General features: G+C 70.9%; 22 protein-coding genes. 10 read left to right on the top strand and 12 right to left on the bottom strand.

Annotated features, from left to right (window positions below):
* Nucleotides 1–185: 185 nt before the first annotated feature.
* Nucleotides 186–575, bottom strand: coding sequence for a YciI family protein (locus tag Aco04nite_RS44540; RefSeq protein WP_244876748.1), 390 nt, complete (start codon nucleotides 573–575; stop codon nucleotides 186–188).
* A 33-nt stretch (nucleotides 576–608) separates the two neighbouring features.
* The gene (locus Aco04nite_RS44535) at nucleotides 609–1,514 is read right to left on the bottom strand and encodes an oxidoreductase (protein ID WP_213003222.1); all 906 of its coding nucleotides are present in this window, start codon (nucleotides 1,512–1,514) and stop codon (nucleotides 609–611) included.
* A 132-nt stretch (nucleotides 1,515–1,646) separates the two neighbouring features.
* Here Aco04nite_RS44535 and Aco04nite_RS44530 point away from each other — a divergent pair, with 132 nt between their 5' ends.
* Nucleotides 1,647–2,489, top strand: coding sequence for a helix-turn-helix transcriptional regulator (locus Aco04nite_RS44530; RefSeq protein WP_213003221.1), 843 nt, complete (start codon nucleotides 1,647–1,649; stop codon nucleotides 2,487–2,489).
* A gap of 107 nt (nucleotides 2,490–2,596) precedes the next feature.
* On the opposite strand, the gene Aco04nite_RS44525 is transcribed toward Aco04nite_RS44530, so the two are convergent.
* Nucleotides 2,597–3,190 carry a TetR/AcrR family transcriptional regulator gene (locus Aco04nite_RS44525; RefSeq protein WP_213003220.1) on the bottom strand — a complete coding sequence of 198 codons (594 nt, stop codon included), beginning with the start codon at nucleotides 3,188–3,190 and terminating at the stop codon, nucleotides 2,597–2,599.
* A 91-nt stretch (nucleotides 3,191–3,281) separates the two neighbouring features.
* On the opposite strand from Aco04nite_RS44525, the gene Aco04nite_RS44520 reads away from it, so the two are divergent.
* Together Aco04nite_RS44520 and Aco04nite_RS44515 are read left to right on the top strand one after the other, a co-directional pair.
* The gene (locus Aco04nite_RS44520; protein ID WP_213003219.1) at nucleotides 3,282–3,671 is read left to right on the top strand and encodes a nuclear transport factor 2 family protein; all 390 of its coding nucleotides are present in this window, start codon (nucleotides 3,282–3,284) and stop codon (nucleotides 3,669–3,671) included.
* A gap of 9 nt (nucleotides 3,672–3,680) precedes the next feature.
* A complete protein-coding gene (locus Aco04nite_RS44515; RefSeq protein ID WP_213003218.1) occupies nucleotides 3,681–4,133 on the top strand; it encodes a DUF4279 domain-containing protein in 453 nt (150 codons plus the stop codon).
* Between the two features lie 50 nt (nucleotides 4,134–4,183).
* On the opposite strand, the gene fabF is transcribed toward Aco04nite_RS44515, so the two are convergent.
* The 5 genes from fabF to Aco04nite_RS44490 all read right to left on the bottom strand — a co-directional run bounded on the left by fabF (nucleotide 4,184) and on the right by Aco04nite_RS44490 (nucleotide 8,875).
* On the bottom strand, nucleotides 4,184–5,410 hold the full coding sequence (fabF, locus tag Aco04nite_RS44510; protein ID WP_203835000.1) for a beta-ketoacyl-ACP synthase II: 1,227 nt from the start codon (nucleotides 5,408–5,410) through the stop codon (nucleotides 4,184–4,186).
* Between the two features lies 1 nt (nucleotide 5,411).
* Nucleotides 5,412–5,654, bottom strand: a complete 243-nt coding sequence (locus tag Aco04nite_RS44505; RefSeq protein WP_015619828.1) for an acyl carrier protein — start codon at nucleotides 5,652–5,654, stop codon at nucleotides 5,412–5,414.
* A gap of 32 nt (nucleotides 5,655–5,686) precedes the next feature.
* Nucleotides 5,687–6,637: a beta-ketoacyl-ACP synthase III gene (locus Aco04nite_RS44500; protein WP_213003217.1), complete on the bottom strand. Its 951-nt coding sequence runs from the start codon at nucleotides 6,635–6,637 to the stop codon at nucleotides 5,687–5,689.
* A 2-nt stretch (nucleotides 6,638–6,639) separates the two neighbouring features.
* Nucleotides 6,640–7,572, bottom strand: a complete 933-nt coding sequence (locus Aco04nite_RS44495; RefSeq protein WP_213003216.1) for an ACP S-malonyltransferase — start codon at nucleotides 7,570–7,572, stop codon at nucleotides 6,640–6,642.
* A 118-nt stretch (nucleotides 7,573–7,690) separates the two neighbouring features.
* A complete protein-coding gene (locus tag Aco04nite_RS44490; RefSeq protein WP_213003215.1) occupies nucleotides 7,691–8,875 on the bottom strand; it encodes a PucR family transcriptional regulator in 1,185 nt (394 codons plus the stop codon).
* Between the two features lie 235 nt (nucleotides 8,876–9,110).
* Here Aco04nite_RS44490 and Aco04nite_RS44485 point away from each other — a divergent pair, with 235 nt between their 5' ends.
* From Aco04nite_RS44485 to Aco04nite_RS44470, 4 genes are all read left to right on the top strand, one after another.
* Complete coding sequence (locus tag Aco04nite_RS44485) at nucleotides 9,111–9,323, top strand: hypothetical protein (protein WP_213003233.1); 213 nt, start codon at nucleotides 9,111–9,113, stop codon at nucleotides 9,321–9,323.
* 72 nt (nucleotides 9,324–9,395) lie between these two features.
* The gene (locus Aco04nite_RS44480; protein WP_203834995.1) at nucleotides 9,396–9,947 is read left to right on the top strand and encodes a TetR/AcrR family transcriptional regulator; all 552 of its coding nucleotides are present in this window, start codon (nucleotides 9,396–9,398) and stop codon (nucleotides 9,945–9,947) included.
* A gap of 62 nt (nucleotides 9,948–10,009) precedes the next feature.
* Nucleotides 10,010–10,483 (top strand): sigma factor-like helix-turn-helix DNA-binding protein, encoded by a 474-nt coding sequence (locus Aco04nite_RS44475; protein ID WP_213003214.1) that lies wholly within the window; start codon nucleotides 10,010–10,012, stop codon nucleotides 10,481–10,483.
* Nucleotides 10,484–10,491: 8 nt separating this feature from the next.
* Entirely contained in the window at nucleotides 10,492–11,244 is a 753-nt protein-coding gene (locus tag Aco04nite_RS44470) for a hypothetical protein (RefSeq protein WP_213003213.1), read from the top strand.
* A gap of 38 nt (nucleotides 11,245–11,282) precedes the next feature.
* On the opposite strand, the gene Aco04nite_RS44465 is transcribed toward Aco04nite_RS44470, so the two are convergent.
* The 3 genes from Aco04nite_RS44465 to Aco04nite_RS44455 all read right to left on the bottom strand — a co-directional run bounded on the left by Aco04nite_RS44465 (nucleotide 11,283) and on the right by Aco04nite_RS44455 (nucleotide 14,769).
* The gene (locus tag Aco04nite_RS44465) at nucleotides 11,283–11,930 is read right to left on the bottom strand and encodes a hypothetical protein (RefSeq protein ID WP_213003212.1); all 648 of its coding nucleotides are present in this window, start codon (nucleotides 11,928–11,930) and stop codon (nucleotides 11,283–11,285) included.
* A 353-nt stretch (nucleotides 11,931–12,283) separates the two neighbouring features.
* Nucleotides 12,284–13,693, bottom strand: a complete 1,410-nt coding sequence (gene gltX, locus Aco04nite_RS44460; protein ID WP_213003211.1) for a glutamate--tRNA ligase — start codon at nucleotides 13,691–13,693, stop codon at nucleotides 12,284–12,286.
* Nucleotides 13,694–13,758: 65 nt separating this feature from the next.
* Nucleotides 13,759–14,769: a DNA glycosylase AlkZ-like family protein gene (locus Aco04nite_RS44455; RefSeq protein WP_213003210.1), complete on the bottom strand. Its 1,011-nt coding sequence runs from the start codon at nucleotides 14,767–14,769 to the stop codon at nucleotides 13,759–13,761.
* Between the two features lie 99 nt (nucleotides 14,770–14,868).
* Between Aco04nite_RS44455 and Aco04nite_RS44450 the strand changes: the two genes are divergently transcribed.
* The 3 genes from Aco04nite_RS44450 to Aco04nite_RS44440 are packed head-to-tail and all read left to right on the top strand — an operon-like array spanning nucleotide 14,869 to nucleotide 16,176.
* On the top strand, nucleotides 14,869–15,408 hold the full coding sequence (locus Aco04nite_RS44450) for a dihydrofolate reductase family protein (protein WP_244876747.1): 540 nt from the start codon (nucleotides 14,869–14,871) through the stop codon (nucleotides 15,406–15,408).
* Nucleotides 15,409–15,412: 4 nt separating this feature from the next.
* Entirely contained in the window at nucleotides 15,413–15,742 is a 330-nt protein-coding gene (locus Aco04nite_RS44445) for an ArsR/SmtB family transcription factor (protein ID WP_213003209.1), read from the top strand.
* Nucleotides 15,742–16,176, top strand: coding sequence for an SRPBCC domain-containing protein (locus Aco04nite_RS44440; RefSeq protein WP_213003208.1), 435 nt, complete (start codon nucleotides 15,742–15,744; stop codon nucleotides 16,174–16,176). The genes Aco04nite_RS44445 and Aco04nite_RS44440 overlap by 1 nt, the downstream gene beginning before the upstream one ends.
* Here the strand turns inward: Aco04nite_RS44440 and Aco04nite_RS44435 are convergent.
* Nucleotides 16,166–18,289 (bottom strand): methyl-accepting chemotaxis protein, encoded by a 2,124-nt coding sequence (locus tag Aco04nite_RS44435; RefSeq protein ID WP_213003207.1) that lies wholly within the window; start codon nucleotides 18,287–18,289, stop codon nucleotides 16,166–16,168. The genes Aco04nite_RS44440 and Aco04nite_RS44435 overlap by 11 nt on opposite strands.
* Nucleotides 18,290–18,348: the final 59 nt, after the last annotated feature.

The following is an 18,348-nucleotide window of genomic DNA, read 5'->3' as shown; positions in this document are numbered from 1 at the left end:
CCGTCTCGCCCGGCCGCCGTCCCGCACGGCCGCCGTCCCGCACGGCCGCCGTCCCGCACGGCCGCCGTCCCGCACGGCTGCCGTCTCGCCCGGGAGGAGCGATCGGCCGCCGTCCCGCCCGGACGGGCGTAGCGATCGGCCATGACGTGCCGGGCCCGGCGCGCATCGCGTGCCGGGCCCTCGCATCACCAGTACTTCGCAGACGGCCGGACCTCGACCGCACCGCCGAGCCGGGCCTGCGGCACCCGGGCCGCGACGGCGATCGCGGCCTCGAGATCATCCGCCTCGACCACCGCGAACCCACCGACCGCGCCCTTGACGTCGAGGTACGGCCCGGGCGTGGTGACGGGCGAGCCGTTCTCCACCCGCACGGTCGTGGCGTTCTCCGGCAGCCCCAGCGGCGGCCCGCCGGCGACGTTCTCCAGCTTGTTGATCGCGGCGTAGTCGGCGTAGATCGCCGCCTTCTCCTGCGCGGGGAACGCCTCGAACTCCGGGCTTCCGGGCAGCGGATAGCTCCCGTGATAGATGACCAGCACGAACTGCAACGTGTCCTCCTCGGGTCGGTTGGTAACCACCCCTGTGAACCCGTGCGTCGCGCCGATGTGACATCAGAGATAGCTGACGCCGGTCAGTTCCTCGGAGGAAGCCCAGAGCCGCCTGCCGACGGCCGGGTCGGCGGCCTCCCGGCTGAGCTTGGCCTCGGTGACCCGGCCCCGGGTCTCGAACAGCCCGGCCGGCCCGAAGAACTGGCCACCCCGCACCCCGGGATCGGTCGCGGCCCGCAGCTGGGGCAGCGTGCCCTGCTCCACCGACTGGGTGGCGAGCAGGCCGAGCCGGGCCACCGCCTTGCCGAGCCGGCCACGGTGTTCCCAGGCGCGCGGCGTCAGGTTGGTGCGGGTGAGGCCGGGGTGGGCGAGCGTGCTGATGACCGGAGAACCGATGGCGCGCAGACGGCGGTCGAGTTCGAGGCCGAAGATCGTGGTGGCGAGCTTGGAGCGACCGTAGGCGGGGGCGGGCCGGTAGTCGCGCTCGGACATCAGGTCGTCGAAGTCGAGGTGCGCGTTCTTGTGGGTGATCGAGCTGAGGCTGACCACGCGGGGCCCGCGTCCCGCGGCGAGGGCGTCGAGCAGCAGACCGGTCAGCGCGAAGTGGCCCAGCAGGTTCGTGCCCAGGTGCAGCTCGAAGCCGTCGGCGGTGGTGCGGCGCGGGCCGAGCAGCACCAGGCCGGCGTTGTTGACCAGTAGGTCGATCACCGGGTGGTCGGCGACCAGCTTCGCGGCGAACGTGCGGACCGAGGCGAGGGAGGCAAGGTCCAGCTCGCGAACCTCGACGTCACCGCCGATCCGGCGGGCGGCCTCCTGCCCGGCCGCGGTGTTGCGGACGGCGAGCACGACGTGGGCACCGTGCCGGGCGAGCTCGGTGGCGGTGACGAGCCCGAGACCCGAGTTCGCGCCGGTCACGACGGCGATCCGGCCGTGCTGGTCGGGGATGCGGTCGGCGGTCCATCCGGTCATCTGTGGCTCCTGGCGGCTGTCGGGTCGATGTCCGGCCGACGCTAGGCGTGAACCGCATGGGTTCGGTCGTTCCCGGTTGCCTAGGTCCGCGAGACCTACCCTGGCTGCCGGGTGGGTCGGCAGACTGAGGGCATGACCCATCCGTACGCACGTGAGCTCGGCGATTTCCTCCGCGCCCGGCGCAACCGGCTGAGCCCGCACGACGTGGGCCTGGAGCCGGGCGGCCGGCGCCGGGTCGCCGGGCTGCGGCGCGAGGAGCTCGCCCTGCTGGCCGGGCTGAGCACCGACTACTACCAGCGGATGGAGCAGGGCCGGGAGGTACGCCCGTCCGACGAGATCCTGGACGCGATAGCGGGTGCGCTCGGCCTCGACGACGAGGAACGCCGCCACCTGTTCACCCTGGCCTACGCCGCCCGCAGGCCGATGCCCGCCCGGCTGGAGCACGGCCCGGAAGAGGTTCCGCGCAGCACCCGGCGGCTGCTGCAGATCATGGACACCCCGGCTGTCGTCCTCGGCCGCCACCTGGACCTGCTCGCCTGGAACCCGATGGCGGTGGCCCTGCTCGGCGACCCCGACCTGGTTCCGCCCGACCGGCTCAACATGCTCCTGCTGATGTTCGACGACACGCTGACCCGCGAACGCAGCTGCCCGGACTGGGAACGCCAGGCCCTCGACTACATCGGCATGATGCACGCCGCCGTCGCCACCGACCCCACCCATCCCCGCGCCACGGCGATCGTCGGCGAGCTGAGCATCCGCAGCGCCGACTTCCGGCGGCTGTGGGGCCTGCACGACGTCCGCGAGTCCGTCAGCGGCACCAAGATCTTCCGCATCCCCGAGACCGGCGACATCCTCCTGGACTGGGACACCTACCCCCTGCCCGGCAACCCCGGCCCGATCATGCTCGTCTTCACCGCCGAGCCGGGCAGCCCCGACGCGGACCGCCTGAAACTCCTCAGCTCCCTGCGCGCCTGACCGCCCGGAACACGAGGAACCCGTCGCCCCTGCGGGCGATGCCGGTGAACGCGTTGTGGGCATCGAACACCACGCGACCGGTGACGAGCCGATGAAGGCTGAAGGGATCAGGCCCGCAGGCCGGTCAGCAGGCGTTCGATGTCGGTCCGGGCGGCTTCGAAGGTCTGCTGTGGTGTAACGGACTCGGCGATCATCGTGGCCGCCTCGCAGACGGCGCCGATGACCAGCCTGGTGCGGAGGGTGTCGTCGCCCGCGGTCAGCTCGCCCGCCTCGCGGAGCCGCCTGAATGCCGTCCGGAGCAGGCCCGCGGCGTGCCGGTCCTCGATGTCGCGGATCGTCGTGCGGTCGAGCACCCGGGGCCCGTCGACCACCACGATGCGCTGCAGGTCCGGCTCGGCGACCGCGGTCAGGAACTGCGCCACGCCGGCTTCGAGCTTCTGCCAGGCGGTGCCGCCGGTCGTGACGGCAGCGGTCGTGCGGGCGGCGATGCGCTCGTGCGCTGCGGCGTATACGGCCAGGAACAGTCCCTGTTTGCCGCCGAAGTGGTGGTAGACCGCCCCCTTGGTCAGGCTCGCGGCCTCGGCCACAGCGTCGATCGTGACCCGGTCGTAGCCGTCGGCCCCGAACGCGGCGCTCGCGTGCGCGAGCAGGCCGGTCGTGGTGCCGGCAGACCGCGCGGCCTGGGTGCGGCGCGTCGACATAGGACTCCTCCTCGGCTTGACATCGAAGTGGACCGGTCAAATGATACATACTCTGAGTACGTACTTTGAGTATGTAAGTTGGGAGCATGTCATGCAGGAGTTTGTCGACCGCTGGGCCGCGTTCTGGAGTTCACCCGACCCGGCGCGCGTGGATGAGCTCGGTGCCCCCGGCATCGTGCTGCGATACCCCGGGCTGCCCGAGCCGTTGCGGGGCATCGAGGCGTGGCGGGAGCGGGTGGCCGCCATCGTCGGGCGTTTTCCGGACGTGCGGCTGGCCGTCACCGCGTACGCCATGGTGGATGATCTTTGCTTTGTGAGCTGGCGCGGCACCGCCACCGTGGCCGGGCAGTCGATCGCCTGGGAGGGCATCGATCGCATGCGGCTGTACGGCGGCCTCGTTGTCGAGTCCCTGGTCGCCTTCGACACCGCCGGACTGCGTCCCGCCGCGCCTGACGGGGTGAGCCCGGCGGGACGGGGATAGCGTTCGGGGGTGAGTGATGATGAGGGCTCGGTCCTGGTTAAGCAGTATGTGTACTTTGCCCTGAAGAGCGATATCACGACGCCGGAGGCGATAACCGCGAAACTGGGCTTTCAGCCCGATCGGGTCGGGGTCCGGGGGTCAAGCCAGACCACGCCGCCGGTCCCGGCCACCCATACGTGGGCTGTCGAATGTCGTAAGCCCCGGATGACCGTCGACGAGCAGGTCTCCGAGGTGTTGGACCGGATCCGGCCCCTGGCCAACGGCATCCGGGAGCTGGTGGAGCCGGGCGAGATCGAGGCGGTCCTGCAGATCGTCCGCTACTTCGAGGTGGACGACGGCGACCCGCAGGCGGCCGAGGACGGCCCGCCGGAGTCACTGCTCGGCTGGCATCTCACCATCGCCGACCTGGCCTTCCTCGTGTCGATCGACGCGGACGTCAGCGTCGACGAATACAGCGTCTGACCGCTGGGAACAGGAAAGGGCGCCCCCTTGCGGGGACGCCCGGACCTAGGTCACACCCGGGTGAAGACCAGGGCTACGTTGTGACCGCCGAAGCCGAACGAGTTGTTCATCGCCGCCGCGATCTCGAGGGGGCGGGCCTTGTGGGCCGCCACGTCGAGGTCGAGGCGGTCGTCCGGGTCGTCCAGGTTGATCGTCGGAGGTACGACGCTGTCCCGGATGGCCAGGATGGTGGCGATCGACTCCAGGGCGCCGGCGGCGCCGAGGAGGTGACCCGACATGGACTTCGTCGAGGTGATCACCGGGTGGTCGCCGACGGCGGCGCGGATGCCCTTGATCTCGCCCATGTCGCCGGCCGGGGTCGAGGTGGCGTGCGCGTTGACGTGGGCGATGTCGGCGCCGGTCAGGCCGGCGTCCTGGATCGCCTTGGTCATCGCGCGGATGCCGCCCTTGCAGTCCGGGTCGGGCTGGACGATGTCGAAGCCGTCGGAGGTGATGCCGGCGCCGGCGAGCCGCGCGTAGATGCGCGCGCCCCGGGCGACGGCGTGGTCGTAGCGCTCGAGCACCAGGGCGCCCGAGCCTTCACCCATGACAAAACCGTCGCGGCCCTTGTCCCACGGGCGGGAGGCCTTCTCCGGCTCGTCGTTGCGCGTCGACATGGCGCGCATCGAGGCGAAACCGGCGAGCGGAAGCGGGTGGATGACCGCCTCGGTGCCGCCCGCGACGACCACGTCGGCGCGGCCGGAGCGGATGATGTCGAGGGCCAGGGACAGCGCCTCGGAACCGGTGGCGCAGGCGCTGGCCATGGAGTGCACGCCGGCCCGTGCCTGCAGGTCGATGCCGATCCAGGCCGCGGGGCCGTTGGGCATGAGCATCGGCACGGTGTGCGGGCTGACCCGGCGCGGGCCCGAGGCCTCCAGGATGTCGTCCTGGTTGAGCAGGGTGACCGCGCCCCCTATGCCGCTGCCGAAGCTGACGGCGAGGCGTTCCGGGTCGAGCCCGGAGCCTTCGAGGCCCGAGTCGGCCCAGGCCTGCTTCGCGGCGATCAGGGCGATCGCCTCGGAGCGGTCGAGCTTGCGCATCCGGACCCGGTCGATGACCTCGGAGGGGTCGACGGCGAGCTGCCCGGCGATGCGTACGGTCAGCTGCTCGGCCCACTCCGCGGTGAGCGGGGTCACCCCGGAGCGGCCGGCGAGCATGGCGTCCCAGGTGGACGCGACGTCCCCGCCAAGCGGGGTCGTCGCGCCGAGCCCGGTGACGACGACGTCAGTGACACTCATGTCAGTGGTTCGCCTCGATGAAGGAGACGGCGTCGCCGACGGTCTTGAGGTTCTGGACCTCGTTGTCGGGGATCTTGACGCCGAACTTCTCCTCGGCTGCCACCACGACCTCGACCATGGACAGCGAGTCGACGTCCAGGTCGTCGGTGAAGCTCTTCTCCTCGGCGACGTCCTCCGGGTTCACCCCGGCGACCTCTTCGAGGATCTCGGCGAGGCCGGAGGTGATCTCTTCGCGAGTTGCCATTGTGTGGTCTTTCCCTTCGATGGTGGTCTTGCTTACGGACAGCGAATGACCTGTCCGGCGTAGGTGAGGCCGCCGCCGAAGCCGAAGAGCAGCACCGGAGCGCCCGAGGGCACCTCGCGCTTCTCGACCAGCTTGGACAGCGCCAGCGGGATGCTAGCCGCGGAGGTGTTGCCCGACTCGACCAGGTCCTTGGCGATGACCACGTCGGGGCCGAGGCCCAGCCGCTTGACGATGCCGTCGATGATGCGGGTGTTGGCCTGGTGCGGCACGAACGCCGCGAGCTCGGACGGCTTGACGCCGGCCCGCTCGCAGGCCTGCAGGGCGAGCGGCGCGAGCGCGGTGGTCGCCCAGCGGAAGACCACCTGACCGTCCTGCTTGATGTACGGGGTGCGCCCCTCGATCCGCAGCGCCTCGCCCTTCTCCGGGGCGGAACCCCAGAGCACCGGGCCGATGCCGGCCTGCTCGCCGTCGGGGACGCCGCTGACGATCGCGGCACCGGCGCCGTCACCGAAGAGGATCGCGGTGGTGCGGTCGGTCCAGTCGGTCAGGTCGGAGAGCTTCTCGGCGCCGATCACGAGGGCGTGGCGGGTGGCCCCGGCCCGGATCGCGTGGTCGGCGGTGGCCAGCCCGTAGGAGAAGCCGGAGCACGCGGTGTTCAGGTCGAACGCGGCGGGCGCGGTGATGCCGAGGCGCGCGGCGACGCGGGTCGCGACGTTCGGGCACCGGTCGATCGAGGAGCAGGTGGCGACGACGACCATGTCGATGTCGGCGGCGGTCAGCCCGGAGCCGGCGAGAGCCTTCTCAGCGGCGAACGTGGACATGTCGGCGACCGACTCGGCGTCGGCGACCCGGCGTTCGGCGATGCCGACCCGGTCGCGGATCCACTCGTCGTTGGTCTCCATGAGCTGGGCCAGGTCGTTGTTGGTGACCACTTTCGAGGGTTGATAGTGGCCCAGCGCCACGATGCGGGAACCCGCGGTCATGGTCATGCTCCTTCGGTCGCAGTGTGGCGGGCGATGAGGTCGCGGGCAGCGTCCAGGTCACCGGGGTTGTTCAGGGTGACGATCTCGGGGGCGTTCTCGCCCTTGAGCTCGCGTTTGACGATCCCCGCCAGGGTGCCGGCGGGCGGCAGCTCGATGATGCCGGTGACGCCCAGCTCGCGCAGGGTCTTCATGACCAGGTCCCAGCGGACGGGGGCGGTGACCTGACGGACCAGGCGCTGCAGCAGCTCCCGGCCGTCGGTCACGGACGTGCCGTCCAGGTCCGACAGGACCACGCGGGCCGGGTCGGCGACGCTGACCTCGGCGGCAGCGAGGCCCAGGGCCTTCTCGGCGGGCGCCATGTACGGCGTGTGGAATGCCCCGGCGACGGCCAGCGCACGGACCCGGGCGGCTGCGGGCGGCTCGGCGGCGAACTTCGCGAGCGCGTCGAGGGCGCCGGCGGCCACGATCTGGCCGGTGGCGTTGCGGTTGGCCGGGTAGAGCCCGTGTGCCTCGATGCCCGCGAGGACCGCGTCGGCGTCACCGCCGAGGACGGCGCTCATGCCGGTCGGCTCCAGCGCGCAGGCGGCGGCCATCTCCCGGCCACGCACCCCGGCCAGGGTGATGGCGGTCTCCGGGGTCAGCACCCCGGCGAGGGCGGCGGCGCCGAGCTCGCCGACGCTGTGACCGGCGACGACGTCGACGCTCGCGAGCGGGAGGTGCTCGGCCGCGAGCAGGGCGGCCGCGACGAGCAGGGGCTGCGTCCGCGCGGTGTCCTTGATCTCCTCGGCGTCGGCCTCCGTCCCGAGGTGGACGAGGTCGACACCGGACAGCGCCGACCAGGAGGTCAGGCGGTCCTGGGCGCCGGGCAGATCGAGCCAGGGGGCGAGGAAGCCGGGCTTCTGGGAGCCTTGGCCGGGGGAGAGGACTGCGAGCACGCTTATGACTCTCCCGGATCGGAGGTCATTACGAAGGTGTCGCACGGGACCAAACCCTACGACCGACGTTGTTGGTTTCCTACAAAGACCCCTGGTGCCTGTCCCACTAAGGGATGTTTCACGTCGCCGGGTCGAGCCGGCCGATGGTCATCGCCATGCGCAGGGCGAACGCGTGGCGCCCGTCCAGCGGCGACAGCCCGGTCACTTCGGTCACCCTTTTGAGCCGGTATCGGACCGTGTTCGGATGGACGTAGAGCTCGCGGGCCGCGCTCTCCAGCACCCCGCCCGCCCCGAAGAAGGCATCCAGGGTTTCGAGCAGCCCGCCCCCGGCCCGCGACAGCGAGCCGTACGCGTCATGCCGCAGCGCCCGCCGTGCCTCGGGGTCCCCGGCCAGGGCCCGTTCCGGCAGCAGGTCGTCGGCGGCCACGGGTTTCGGCGCGGCGGGCCAGGCGGGCGCGGCCCGGAATCCGGCGAGCGCGGCACGGGCCGACTCGGTGGCCTGGTCCAGTGAGGGCACGGCCGGCCCGACGACGATCGGCCCGTCGCCGAACGCGCCCGCGAGCTGCGTCGCCGTGGCGAGGGGGTCGGTGGCGCCGCCCATCACCACCACGATCCGGTCGCCGTGCACGCCACCGATGACCTCGACCCGGGCCCGTCGCGCGGCGCGGTAGAGCGAGTGCAGCACCACGGTGTGGTCGCCGCCCGGGGAGCGGCCCACCACCACCGAGACGGGCGGTGCGTCGGCCCAGCCCAGGGCCGCGGCGCGGCTGGCGAGCACGTCGGAGGAGTCGCCACGCAGCAGGGCGTCCACGAGCAGGGCCTGCAGCCGGGTGTCCCACGCGCCGCGCGTCTCGGCGGCCCGGGCGTAGACGCGGGCGGCGGAGAACGCGATCTCGCGGGAGAACTTGAGGATGGCCATGGCCAGCGCGTCCTCCTCGCCGTCGGCGGCGAGGGCCTGCACCTCGGACTCGGCGACGTCGATGGTCACCTTGATCAGCTGGACGGTCTGGGTCAGCGTGATCGCGCGGGCCAGGGTCCGGGGCGCGGCCGCGAAGACCTCGTCGGAGATCTCCTGGGTGCCGGCGGCCGTCCCGCCCGAGCGCAGCCATTCGACCAGGGAGCGGATGCCGGCCTGCGCGACGAGCATGACCGAGGAGCGCTGGTCCGCGGGCAGTGCCCGGAACCAGGGCAGCGTCTCCTCCATCCGGGCCACGCTGGCCGAGGCCAGGGTGCCGGCGCTGCGTTCGACCTTGCGGAGGGTGGCCGCCAGCGGGGCGTTCGTCGGTGCGGGTTTGCGTGCCACCGGACCAGCATGTCAGGCGGCCGCCGGAACGCGGCGCGCGCGGCGAGAGGCGTACCTTTTGAGATATTTGTCCGTAATAGCGGTGCGCCTTCCCTGCGATTCCGGTCGGTGACCTGGCATCGTGTCGTCCTGGTACGTGACCGCGTACTTGACTCGATAGCCGTCGAAGGTCAAGCGCGGGGTCGCGGTGCCGATGAGACCGGGTATCCCGGCGAAGCACGGAAAGGAGGCGGCAGTGACGGACCACGAGGGCGTACTCCCCGACCCGGAGCAGGACTGCACCGAGGACCTGCCCACCCTGCTCGCCCCCGAGCCGGCCGACGACTTCCCGCACCGCATGGGCTGTCGCACCCAGCTGCACGGCTGGGCCGGTGCCCACCTGCACGGCGCGGTCCGGCCCCGCCGCCGCGCCGCCGGCCGTGGCCGCCCACCCGGCCGCTGGTGCTGAGAGCCCCCTGAAAGAGGGACCGGCCCGGCGCGTACGACGCGGTTGAGGCCCTGCGACCGACACCGTGAGCGGGTGGACGACAAGAGACGGCTGATCCTCGACCAGGCCCTGGCCCTCGTCGACGAGCGCGGCCTGGCCGCGATGTCCATGCGCGCGGTCGCCGAACGGGTCGGGCTGACGTCGATGGCGCTGTACCCGTACGTCGGCGGCAAGGACGCCATGCTGGACGGCCTGGTCGATCTGCTGAACCTGGAACTGGCCGACTACGACGGCGACCCGGCGGAGATCGACTGGCGGCAGCGGCTCCGGGCGCTCGGACGGGCGGTGCGGGGGCTGTCGCTGCGGCACCCCGGCGCATACCCGTTGCTGCTGAACCGTCCTTCGCCCGGCAGTTCCTGGCTGACCGCGGCCCTGCGCGCCACGCTGCACGACGCCGGCGTGGCCCCGGACACCGTGCCCCGGCTGACCCGGATGATCTGCGCGTTCCTGCTGGGTTACACCACCGGCGAGGTGACCGGCGGCCTGCCCGAGGCGACCCCGCAGGGAGACCCGGCCGGCGCCGAGTTCGACGCCGACCTGGACGATCTCGTACGCCTTGTCGAGGTCACCGTCCGGGTCGTGTAGACCCCGTTCCGCGACGAGGCCACCCCGCTGTGCCCTATAAAAGGGGCAAAAGGGAGGCCCGAATGACCGACGACTACGTGGCCCAGCGGTACGCCCACCTGCGCCGCGCGGCCTTCCTGATGTGCGGGGACTGGACGCGGGCGGCCGGCCTCGCCCGTGCCACGCTGGCCAGGGCGCTGACCGATCCGGACGTCGCCGATCTCGACCTGTGGGCGTACGGCGATCTGATGTCGGCCTTCAAACCCGCGCACAGCCGTCGCGAGCACGTCTTCGTGGCACACCCGCAGGCAGTGGGGGAGCAGGACGCGGATGCGGCGCTCAGCGACGTCTACACGGTCCTGGTCCTCGACGCCCTGCGCAGGCTGCCGCCGAAGTGCCGCGCGGTCCTGGTCCTGCACCACTTCTGCCATCTGCCGGTGGGCGAGACGGCCGACGTGCTCGGCATCGACGGCGGCAAGGTCACGGAGTACGAGGCCGAGGGGCTGGCCGCCTTCGGTGACCTGTTGCGCGCGACCCAACCCGCCGGTGCGCTGTGAGCGCGGCGATGACGTCCGTCCTGGAACGGGCGTGCGCCGGCGAACCGCCGATCGGTGACGCGGTCGACGACATCTTCCGCCGCGCGGAACGGCTGCGCTGCAGGCGGGCGGCCACGGTGGTCATCGCCGGTCTGGTCGCGGTCTGCGTGGTCGTTCTGCTCGGGTACGCCCTGACGACAGTCCTGCTCCCCGGGCACAAACCACGCTCGACAGCGGCCGTGGCGGTCGCCCAGCCCCGCCCGTCGGCAGTGCTGGATCCGGTGCTGAACGTCCTCGCCGCCCCGGTCGACGCCAAGGAGTTCCGGATCGTGCCCCGCCCGCCGTACCGCGGTTCGGGCTGGCGGCAGTACGCGGTCGTCGGCGCCGGTGGGGAATCCCGTGGCCTGATCGAGGTGGCAGTCTTCGACGCACCCGCGGGCCTGTGCCTGCCGGTGGCCGCGGACCCGAACGCCTGCGCCGAACCGGACAGTTCAGCGTCCGGATTCGAGTACGCCCGCTACGACGAGAGCGACGACCGGGACTGGCAGGTGCACGAGGTGATCGCCCGCCGGGTGGTCGACGGCCGCACGATCGCGGTGCAGGTCACCGGCGAGCGCGGCACGGGCGACCGGGACCGGGGCGAGGCACCGCTGACCACCCGCGAGGTGGCGGACGCGGCGACGAACCCGCGCCTGCTGGACGGTTTCGGCCTCGGCGAGCGCTGCAATCAACCCGCCCCGGACTGCCCCGTCCTACGCATCCCGGTGCGGCCCGCCGGCTAGACCCGCCTGGTCAGATCCGGCTGGTCAGATCCGGCTGGTCAGATCCGGCGGCGGATGAGGTACGCCACGCCGGCCAGCCCGAGCAGGACGACGAGCAGGACCGCGCCGTTGAGCAGGAACAGCCGCTGCAGCTGGTCGAAGACGTCCTTGCCGACGGCGACCGGGTCGAGCTCCTCGTTGACGCTCTCGCCCACGCCGCCGCCGATGCCACCGGCGACCGCGTCGGGCTTCGCGTCCAGCGGGAGGCCGCTGAGCCGCAGCGTCTCCGACATGGAGAGCCGGCCGTAGAACCAGCCCGAGGTCTTCTTGCCGGTCGGCTGCTTGGCCGGCCGGTAGGCGCGAGGCCCGCCGGAGGCCATCGGGTACAGGTCGTAGACCTGGCTGGCCTTGTCCTTGATCTGCACGGTGACCGTGAACTTGACGCCGAGCTTGTCCGACTTGGGCTGCGTGGTCGTCGGCGTGGCGGCACCCAGCCAGTTGACCTCGCCCAGCAGCCGCTGGAACAGGTCGGGGTGCTCGGCCTGCTTGACGACGAGCTTGCCCTCGGGGAACTTGCCGGTGACCAGCACGGAATCAGGCGTCGCGGCCGCTTTGGGTGCGGCGCTCGCCGGCGCCGAGGACAGGGACAGGCCGATAGCGACGGTCGCGGCGAGCGCCCCCGTCGCGGCAACGAGCCGTTTCAACATCCCTCGAGCCACCGTCCGGCCTCCCCCGCCTTGGTGATGGACATGGTCCGCCGCACCCCTGGTTCTGACGAACCCCGGTTCACAGCTTCCCCGCAGACGGCCCCGGCCGCATCCCGGGCCACGACCTTTGGAGCCATCCGGAACAGACCCGGTGCAAGGGCGAGGAGGGTACGCCGACAGAGCTGATCAGCGGGCGAATAGTACCCAGCAGGGGCAAGTTCCGGAGCGCCCGGTCACCCGTCCTGCGGATACCTCTACCCCTATGACGCGAGCGGCTGACCAGGACGTTGCACCAATCGGTACACGCGCACTGAATTCTCAGTGAGCGTGTACCGAAATGGTCACGAAATAGTTCAGGCCACCTTCTGGCGGGCCGCTGCGAGCCGCGCGAGGGTCTTCTCCCGGCCGAGGACCTCGAGAGATTCGAAGAGCGGGAGGCCGACCGTACGCCCGGTGACCGCGACCCGCACCGGTGCCTGGGTCTTGCCCAGCTTGAGCCCGCGCTCCTCGCCGACCTTCTCGAGCGCGGCCTTCAACGGCTCGGCGGCCCACTGCTCGAGAGCGCCGAAGGCGGCCGCGGCGGCGTCGAGGATGTCGCCCGCACCCTCCTTCATCGCCTTGTTCCAGGACTGCTCGTCGCTGACCGGCTCGGCCAGGAACAGGAAGTCCACGTAGTCGACGATCTCGCTCAGCACCGCGATGCGGGTCTGGGCGAGCGGCGCGACGTCGGCGAAGACCTGGAAGTCGAACGCCTCCGGGTCCCACGGCGGGGCCGCGATGGTCTCGGTGCCGCCCAGCCACGGCGCGCACACCGCGGCGAACTCCTCCGACGACAGCGCGCGGATGTACTCGCCGTTGAACGCCCGCAGCTTCTTGACGTCGAAGAACGCGGGGGAGTGGTTGACGTCCTCGAGCCGGAACTCGTCCTCCATGACCTGCCACGGCACGATCTCGCGGTCGCCGGTGGGCGCCCAGCCGAGCAGCAGCAGATAGTTGCGCATGGCGGCGGCGAGATAGCCCTCGTCGCGGTACGACTCCAGGGCCACCTTGTCGCGGCGCTTGGAGAGCTTCTGGCGCTTCTCGTTGACGATGACCGGTACGTGCGCCCAGATCGGGGGCTTGACCCCGAGCGCCTCCCAGAGCAGTTGCTGCTTCGGGGTGTTGGGCAGGTGCTCCTCGGCGCGGATGACGTGGGTGATGCCCATGGTCATGTCGTCCACGACGTTGGCGAGCAGGAACACGGCGGTGCCGTTGCTCCGGGCGATGACGAAGTCCTCGATCAGCTTGTTCTCGAACGTCGGCTCGCCCCGGACCAGGTCGACGACGACGGTGCTGCCCTCGTCGGGCGTCCGGAAGCGCAGGGCACGACCCTCGCCGGGGCCGAGCGCGCGCTCCCGGCAGAAGCCGTCGTAGCCGGTGTGGGTGTTGCCGGCCCGCGCGACGACGTCCTCGCGGGTGCAGTCGCAGTAGTAGGCGCGGCCCTCGGCGTAGAGCCGGGTGGCGGCGGCGGTGTGCTCGCTCGCGTACGAGGACTGGAAGTAGGGGCCCTCGTAACTGCCGCGTTCGATGCCGATCCAGTCGAGGGCGGAGATGATGCCCTCGATCCACTCGGGACGGTTGCGGGCCGCGTCGGTGTCCTCGATGCGCAGGACGAACGCGCCACCGGTCTGGTGGGCGACGATCCAGTTCTGCAGAGCGGAACGGGCACCGCCGACGTGGAACATTCCGGTCGGCGAGGGGGCGAAGCGTACTCGTACAGTCACCCACCAAGACTACGGCGCCCGTCGAGCAGGTTCACGCCGGGCAGGTCAAGGCGCCACGCGGCGCCTCAATCCCGGCTGACCACCGCCCCCTCGGGGAGGGCCCGGCGCACCGTGGCCGGCAGCCGGCCGAACGCGGTGATCACCGGCCTGCCGTCCCGTTCCTCCCAGACCCCCTCGATCCGGCCGTTGACCACCAGGGTGGGTGAGATCCAGCCCTGGGGGCGCGACACCGCCGACTTCGGCCCGCTGCTCATCTGATCGAGTTGCCGGGTGCTGGCCACCACGTACGGGTCGAAGGCCGGCAGCAGGTGCACGGTCTCGCCGCCCAGGGGCATCTCCGCGTCGGCGGGCAGGCCGTCCGCGGTCAGCTCGAGGCGCGCGAACGACTTCTTGGCCAGCGGTGGTTTCAGGTCGAACCAGCGGGCGAACTCGTCGGCGCCGGCCGGTCCGTAGGTGTCCAGGTAGGCGAGCGCGAGCCGGTCGACGGCCTCGTCGGTGGGCACGGGTTCCCAGTCGCCCAGCCACGCGCGCGGCGCCACGAAGGTGACGTTGCGGCCTCGCGGCGGTCCGGAACAGAGCAGGCCCCGGAAGGCGAGCGGTTTGAGGATCGCGCCGAAGCCCTGGGTCAGCGGCTCCCGGAGGTCGTCGTGCCCGGTCGTCTCGATGATCGCCGTGGCCAGTTCCTCACGGGTCAGCGGTTCCGCACCCAGCACGTCGGGTGTCGCGGCGATGATGTCGGTCATCTGCGAGGCCGTCACGCCGTGGTACTTGAGCCAGGAGCCGGTTGTCTCACGGGTGCGCGTACTCATCGCTGCCACCCAGGTCGGGAGGTCCTCGGCCGGGAGGAGATGCAGGGTGCCCCGGGCCGCCCATGTGCGTACCAGAGTCCGATCCTGGTAGAGCGCTCTGTCGAGGTCCGCCGTTGCCGTCCGGAGAGCGACCGCGGCCTGGGCCGATGCGGCCACCTGGGCATGCACCCCGCTGAGGCGGCGCGCGACGGCTATCGCGTCCTTTGCCCGCTCCCCGCCGAGGAATTGTCGCTCTATCCGCCGCCGCAGGATCTGGTCGAGGCTCACGCTTCTGGTTATACGCCCTTGACGCGAGCGCCGTGACCTGGGTAATTTACCAACAAGCTAATTAACCGATGCGTTAAACAAACCGACAGACTGGGAGTCATGGACATGGGCAAGATCATCGCGGTGGAGTACGTGACGCTCGACGGTGTCTTCGAGGAGCCGAGCTGGAGCGGGCCCTATTTCAACGACGAGCTCGGCGGCTGGCAGGACGAGAACCTGCAGGAGGCGGACGCGTTGCTGCTCGGACGGCGTACCTATGAGGGCTTCAAGGCCGCGTGGCCCGGCATGGAGGAAGCGACCGGGCATTTCGGCAAGAAGATGAACTCGATGCCCAAGCACGTCGCCACCACCACCCTCACCGAGCCGGAGTGGAACGCCGCGTTCCTGACCGGCGAGGTCGCCGAGGCCGTTGCCGGGCTCAAGGCCGGCCCGGAGAGTCTGCTGATCAACGGCAGCGCCGAGCTGGTCAACTATCTGACCCGGCACAACCTGATCGACGAGTACCGGATCATGGTCTTCCCTGTCGTCGTCGGCGAGGGGCGCAAGCTGTGGCACGACGGCACCAAGGTCGCGCTCTCGCTGACCAGGACCTGGAGCACGAAGACCGGCGTCGAGGTCATCACGTACGTGCCGGCCTGATCCGGTGGCGGACGACCGGCTGAGCGTCATCTTCGGCGCCCTCGCCGACCCCACGCGCCGGGCCATCCTGGCGCGCCTGGCGCAGGGCCCGGCGAGCGTCAACGAGCTGGCCGAGCCGTTCGCCATGACCCTGCCCGCCGTCTCCAAGCACCTCAAGGTCCTCGAACGGGCCGGCCTGATCTCCCGTGGCCGCGAGGCCCAGTGGCGCCCGTGCAAGCTCGAGGCCGAGGGGTTGCAGGAGGCTTCCGAGTGGGTGGACCGCTACCGCCAGTTCTGGGAGTCGAGCTACGACAAGCTCGACGCCCACCTCAAAAACATGATGAAAGGCACCTGATGGATTTCCGTGAGATCGACATCGTTCGCGTCTTCGACGCTCCCCGCGAGCTCGTCTGGGCGGCCTGGACCGATCCGGACCAGCTGGCTGCCTGGTGGGGACCGTCCGGCATGACCACACCCCGGGAGAGCGTGGAGATGGATGTACGCCCCGGCGGTGTGTTCCGCCTGACCATGGTCGCCCCCGACGGGACGGAATTCCCGACCGACATGCGCTTCACCGTCGTCGAGCCGGTCGCCACGCTCGGGTACGAGTGGGACGGTCAGCGCGGGATCGGCGGAGGCACCGCGACCGTCACCCTCAAGGATCTGAGCGACGGCCGCACGGAGCTCACCAACCACTTCGCCGGCTACACCGACGACGTGGTCCAGGGCTACATGATCGAGGGAACCAACCAGCAGTTCGACAAGCTCGCCGCGTTCATCAAACAGTAAACCTGTCCACGAGTACGGTGAGCCGGCGCGCGGTCGCGTCGAGCTCCTCGGCGGCCTGGTGGGAGACCTGGACCGCGCCGCGGGTGCTCTCCACGGCCCCGCTGACCGCGCCGATGCCCGAGGCGATCTCCTGGCTGCCCACGGCCACCTCGGAGATGTTGCGCGACATCTCCGCGGTCGTCGCGGCCTGCTCCTCGACCGCCGCGGCGATCGCCGTCTGATAGTCGTTGACCTGGGCGATCGTGTTCGTGATCGCGTTGATGGCCTCGACCGCCTTGGCGGTGTCACCCTCGATGGCCGACACCCGCGCGGTGACGTCCTCGGTCGCCTTCGCGGTCTCCTGGGCCAGATCCTTGACCTCGCCCGCGACCACCGCGAAGCCCTTGCCGGCGTCGCCCGCCCGGGCCGCCTCGATCGTCGCGTTCAGCGCCAGCAGGTTCGTCTGCTCGGCGATGCTGGCGATCAGCCGGACCACGTCCGCGATCTTGCCGGTGGAGACGCGCAGCTCGTCGATGACGCCCGAGGCGGTGGCGGTGAGGCCCACGCCGTCGCGCCCGGCCCTGGCCGCGTCCTGCGCGTTGCTGGAGATCTCGCTGATCGAGGCCCCCATCTCCTCGGCTCCGGCGGCGACCGTCTGCACCACGTGCGAGATGTCCTCGGCCGCCCGGCTCGCCGCTCCGGCCCGGTCGGAGGCGGTCGCGGCGGAGCCGGTCAGCTCGCCACCGGTCGTCGCGACCAGCCCGGCCGACTTCGACACCTCGTGCGACGCCCCGGTGACCTCGACCATGACCTCCCGCAGCTCGGTGACGGCCGTGTTGAGCGCCGTCCCGGCCCGGCCGATCTCGTCGGTGCCGCTCTCGTCGCTCCTGACTGTCAGGTCACGCTTGGCCAGCCGGGTCAGGGCCTCGGTCAGCCGGCCCAGCCGCTTCGAGATGCGGCGCGCCTGCCCGGCGGCCAGCAGACCACCGGCCACCGCCATCAGCAGCGCCGCGATGACGAACGCGACCAGCATGTCCCGGCGCCCGTCGTGGACCGCGTCGGAGGCTCCGGTGGTGTCGGCCTCGTACCCGTTGACCGCGATCGCCCAGGAGAAGGGTTTGTACAACGACACCGTGGTGATGGTGTTACCGGCCTTGCCGTTGGTGGCGCCGGGCAGCTGGTACGTGGTCCGGAACGTGTTGTCGCCGGTGAGCTTCGCCGCCTCGGTGACGATCTGCTCGACGTACTTCACGCCCTTGGCATCGGTGGCGTCCAGCACGGTCGTCCCGGCCGCGCCGTCGACGCTGGAGGCGATGACCCGGCCCTTGTCGGCGCTGTTCGTGCTGTACACCGCCACCGAGCCGTTCTCGCGGATCTTGCTGCCGGCGATCGCGTCGGTCAGGTTCGCCAGGGCGGTGGACTGGGGTACGCCGACGAACAGCGCGCCGATGACCGTCCCGGAGCTGTCCTTGATCGGGTCGTACGCCGTGATGAACCAGGTGTCGACCACCTGCGCCACGCCCCTGTAGCTCTTACCCGACTTGATCGCGGCGGCGACGGCGTTCGGGGTGCCGTCCGCGCCGGTCGCCGGGATGTACGTACCGATCACCCGGTTGCCGGTCTTGCCCTTGACGTTCGTCGCCACCCGCAGCAGGTCGCCGTCGTCGTTCATCCGCTGGAAGACGGTCACCGAACGCCCAGTGAGGTCGGCGGTGTCGTCCACGAACGCGGTGGAGGTGCCGAAGCTCGTGTTCTGGCCCAGCCACTTGCCGCCCACGGTCATCCGCGGCAGGGTCACGGTGCTCTTGGCCTGGCTGACCTGGTTGGTCGTGGCCCACTTGACGGTCTTGTCCTGCAGCGACGCGCCGCCCGCCTTCTTGAGCAGCGAGTTGGCGGTGCTCATGCTGTTGCTGACGCCGGTCTGCACCTCGTCACCGACCGAGCTGACCAGCCTGTTGACCTCGTCCGAGGTGCGGTTCAGATCGTCGGTCGTCAGCTGCTGGACCTGGTCGTCCGTGCGGTTGGCGAACGAACCGCTCTGCCAGGCACCGACCCCGACGAGGACCGCGGCCGTACTGATGACACTGCCGAGGCCGAGGGCAAGCAGCTTATGACTGATCTGAGCACGCACCATGCCCGACTTTTCGACCTTCTCGGGCAAAAACTGAGGGATGCGCCGCGTAATACGCGGCA

It is taken from the genome of Winogradskya consettensis, from assembly GCF_018332715.1.
GTDB lineage: Bacteria > Actinomycetota > Actinomycetes > Mycobacteriales > Micromonosporaceae > Actinoplanes > Actinoplanes consettensis.
Note: the sequence above shows the minus strand (reverse complement) of the source record. Positions and strands in the feature narration are given on the sequence as shown.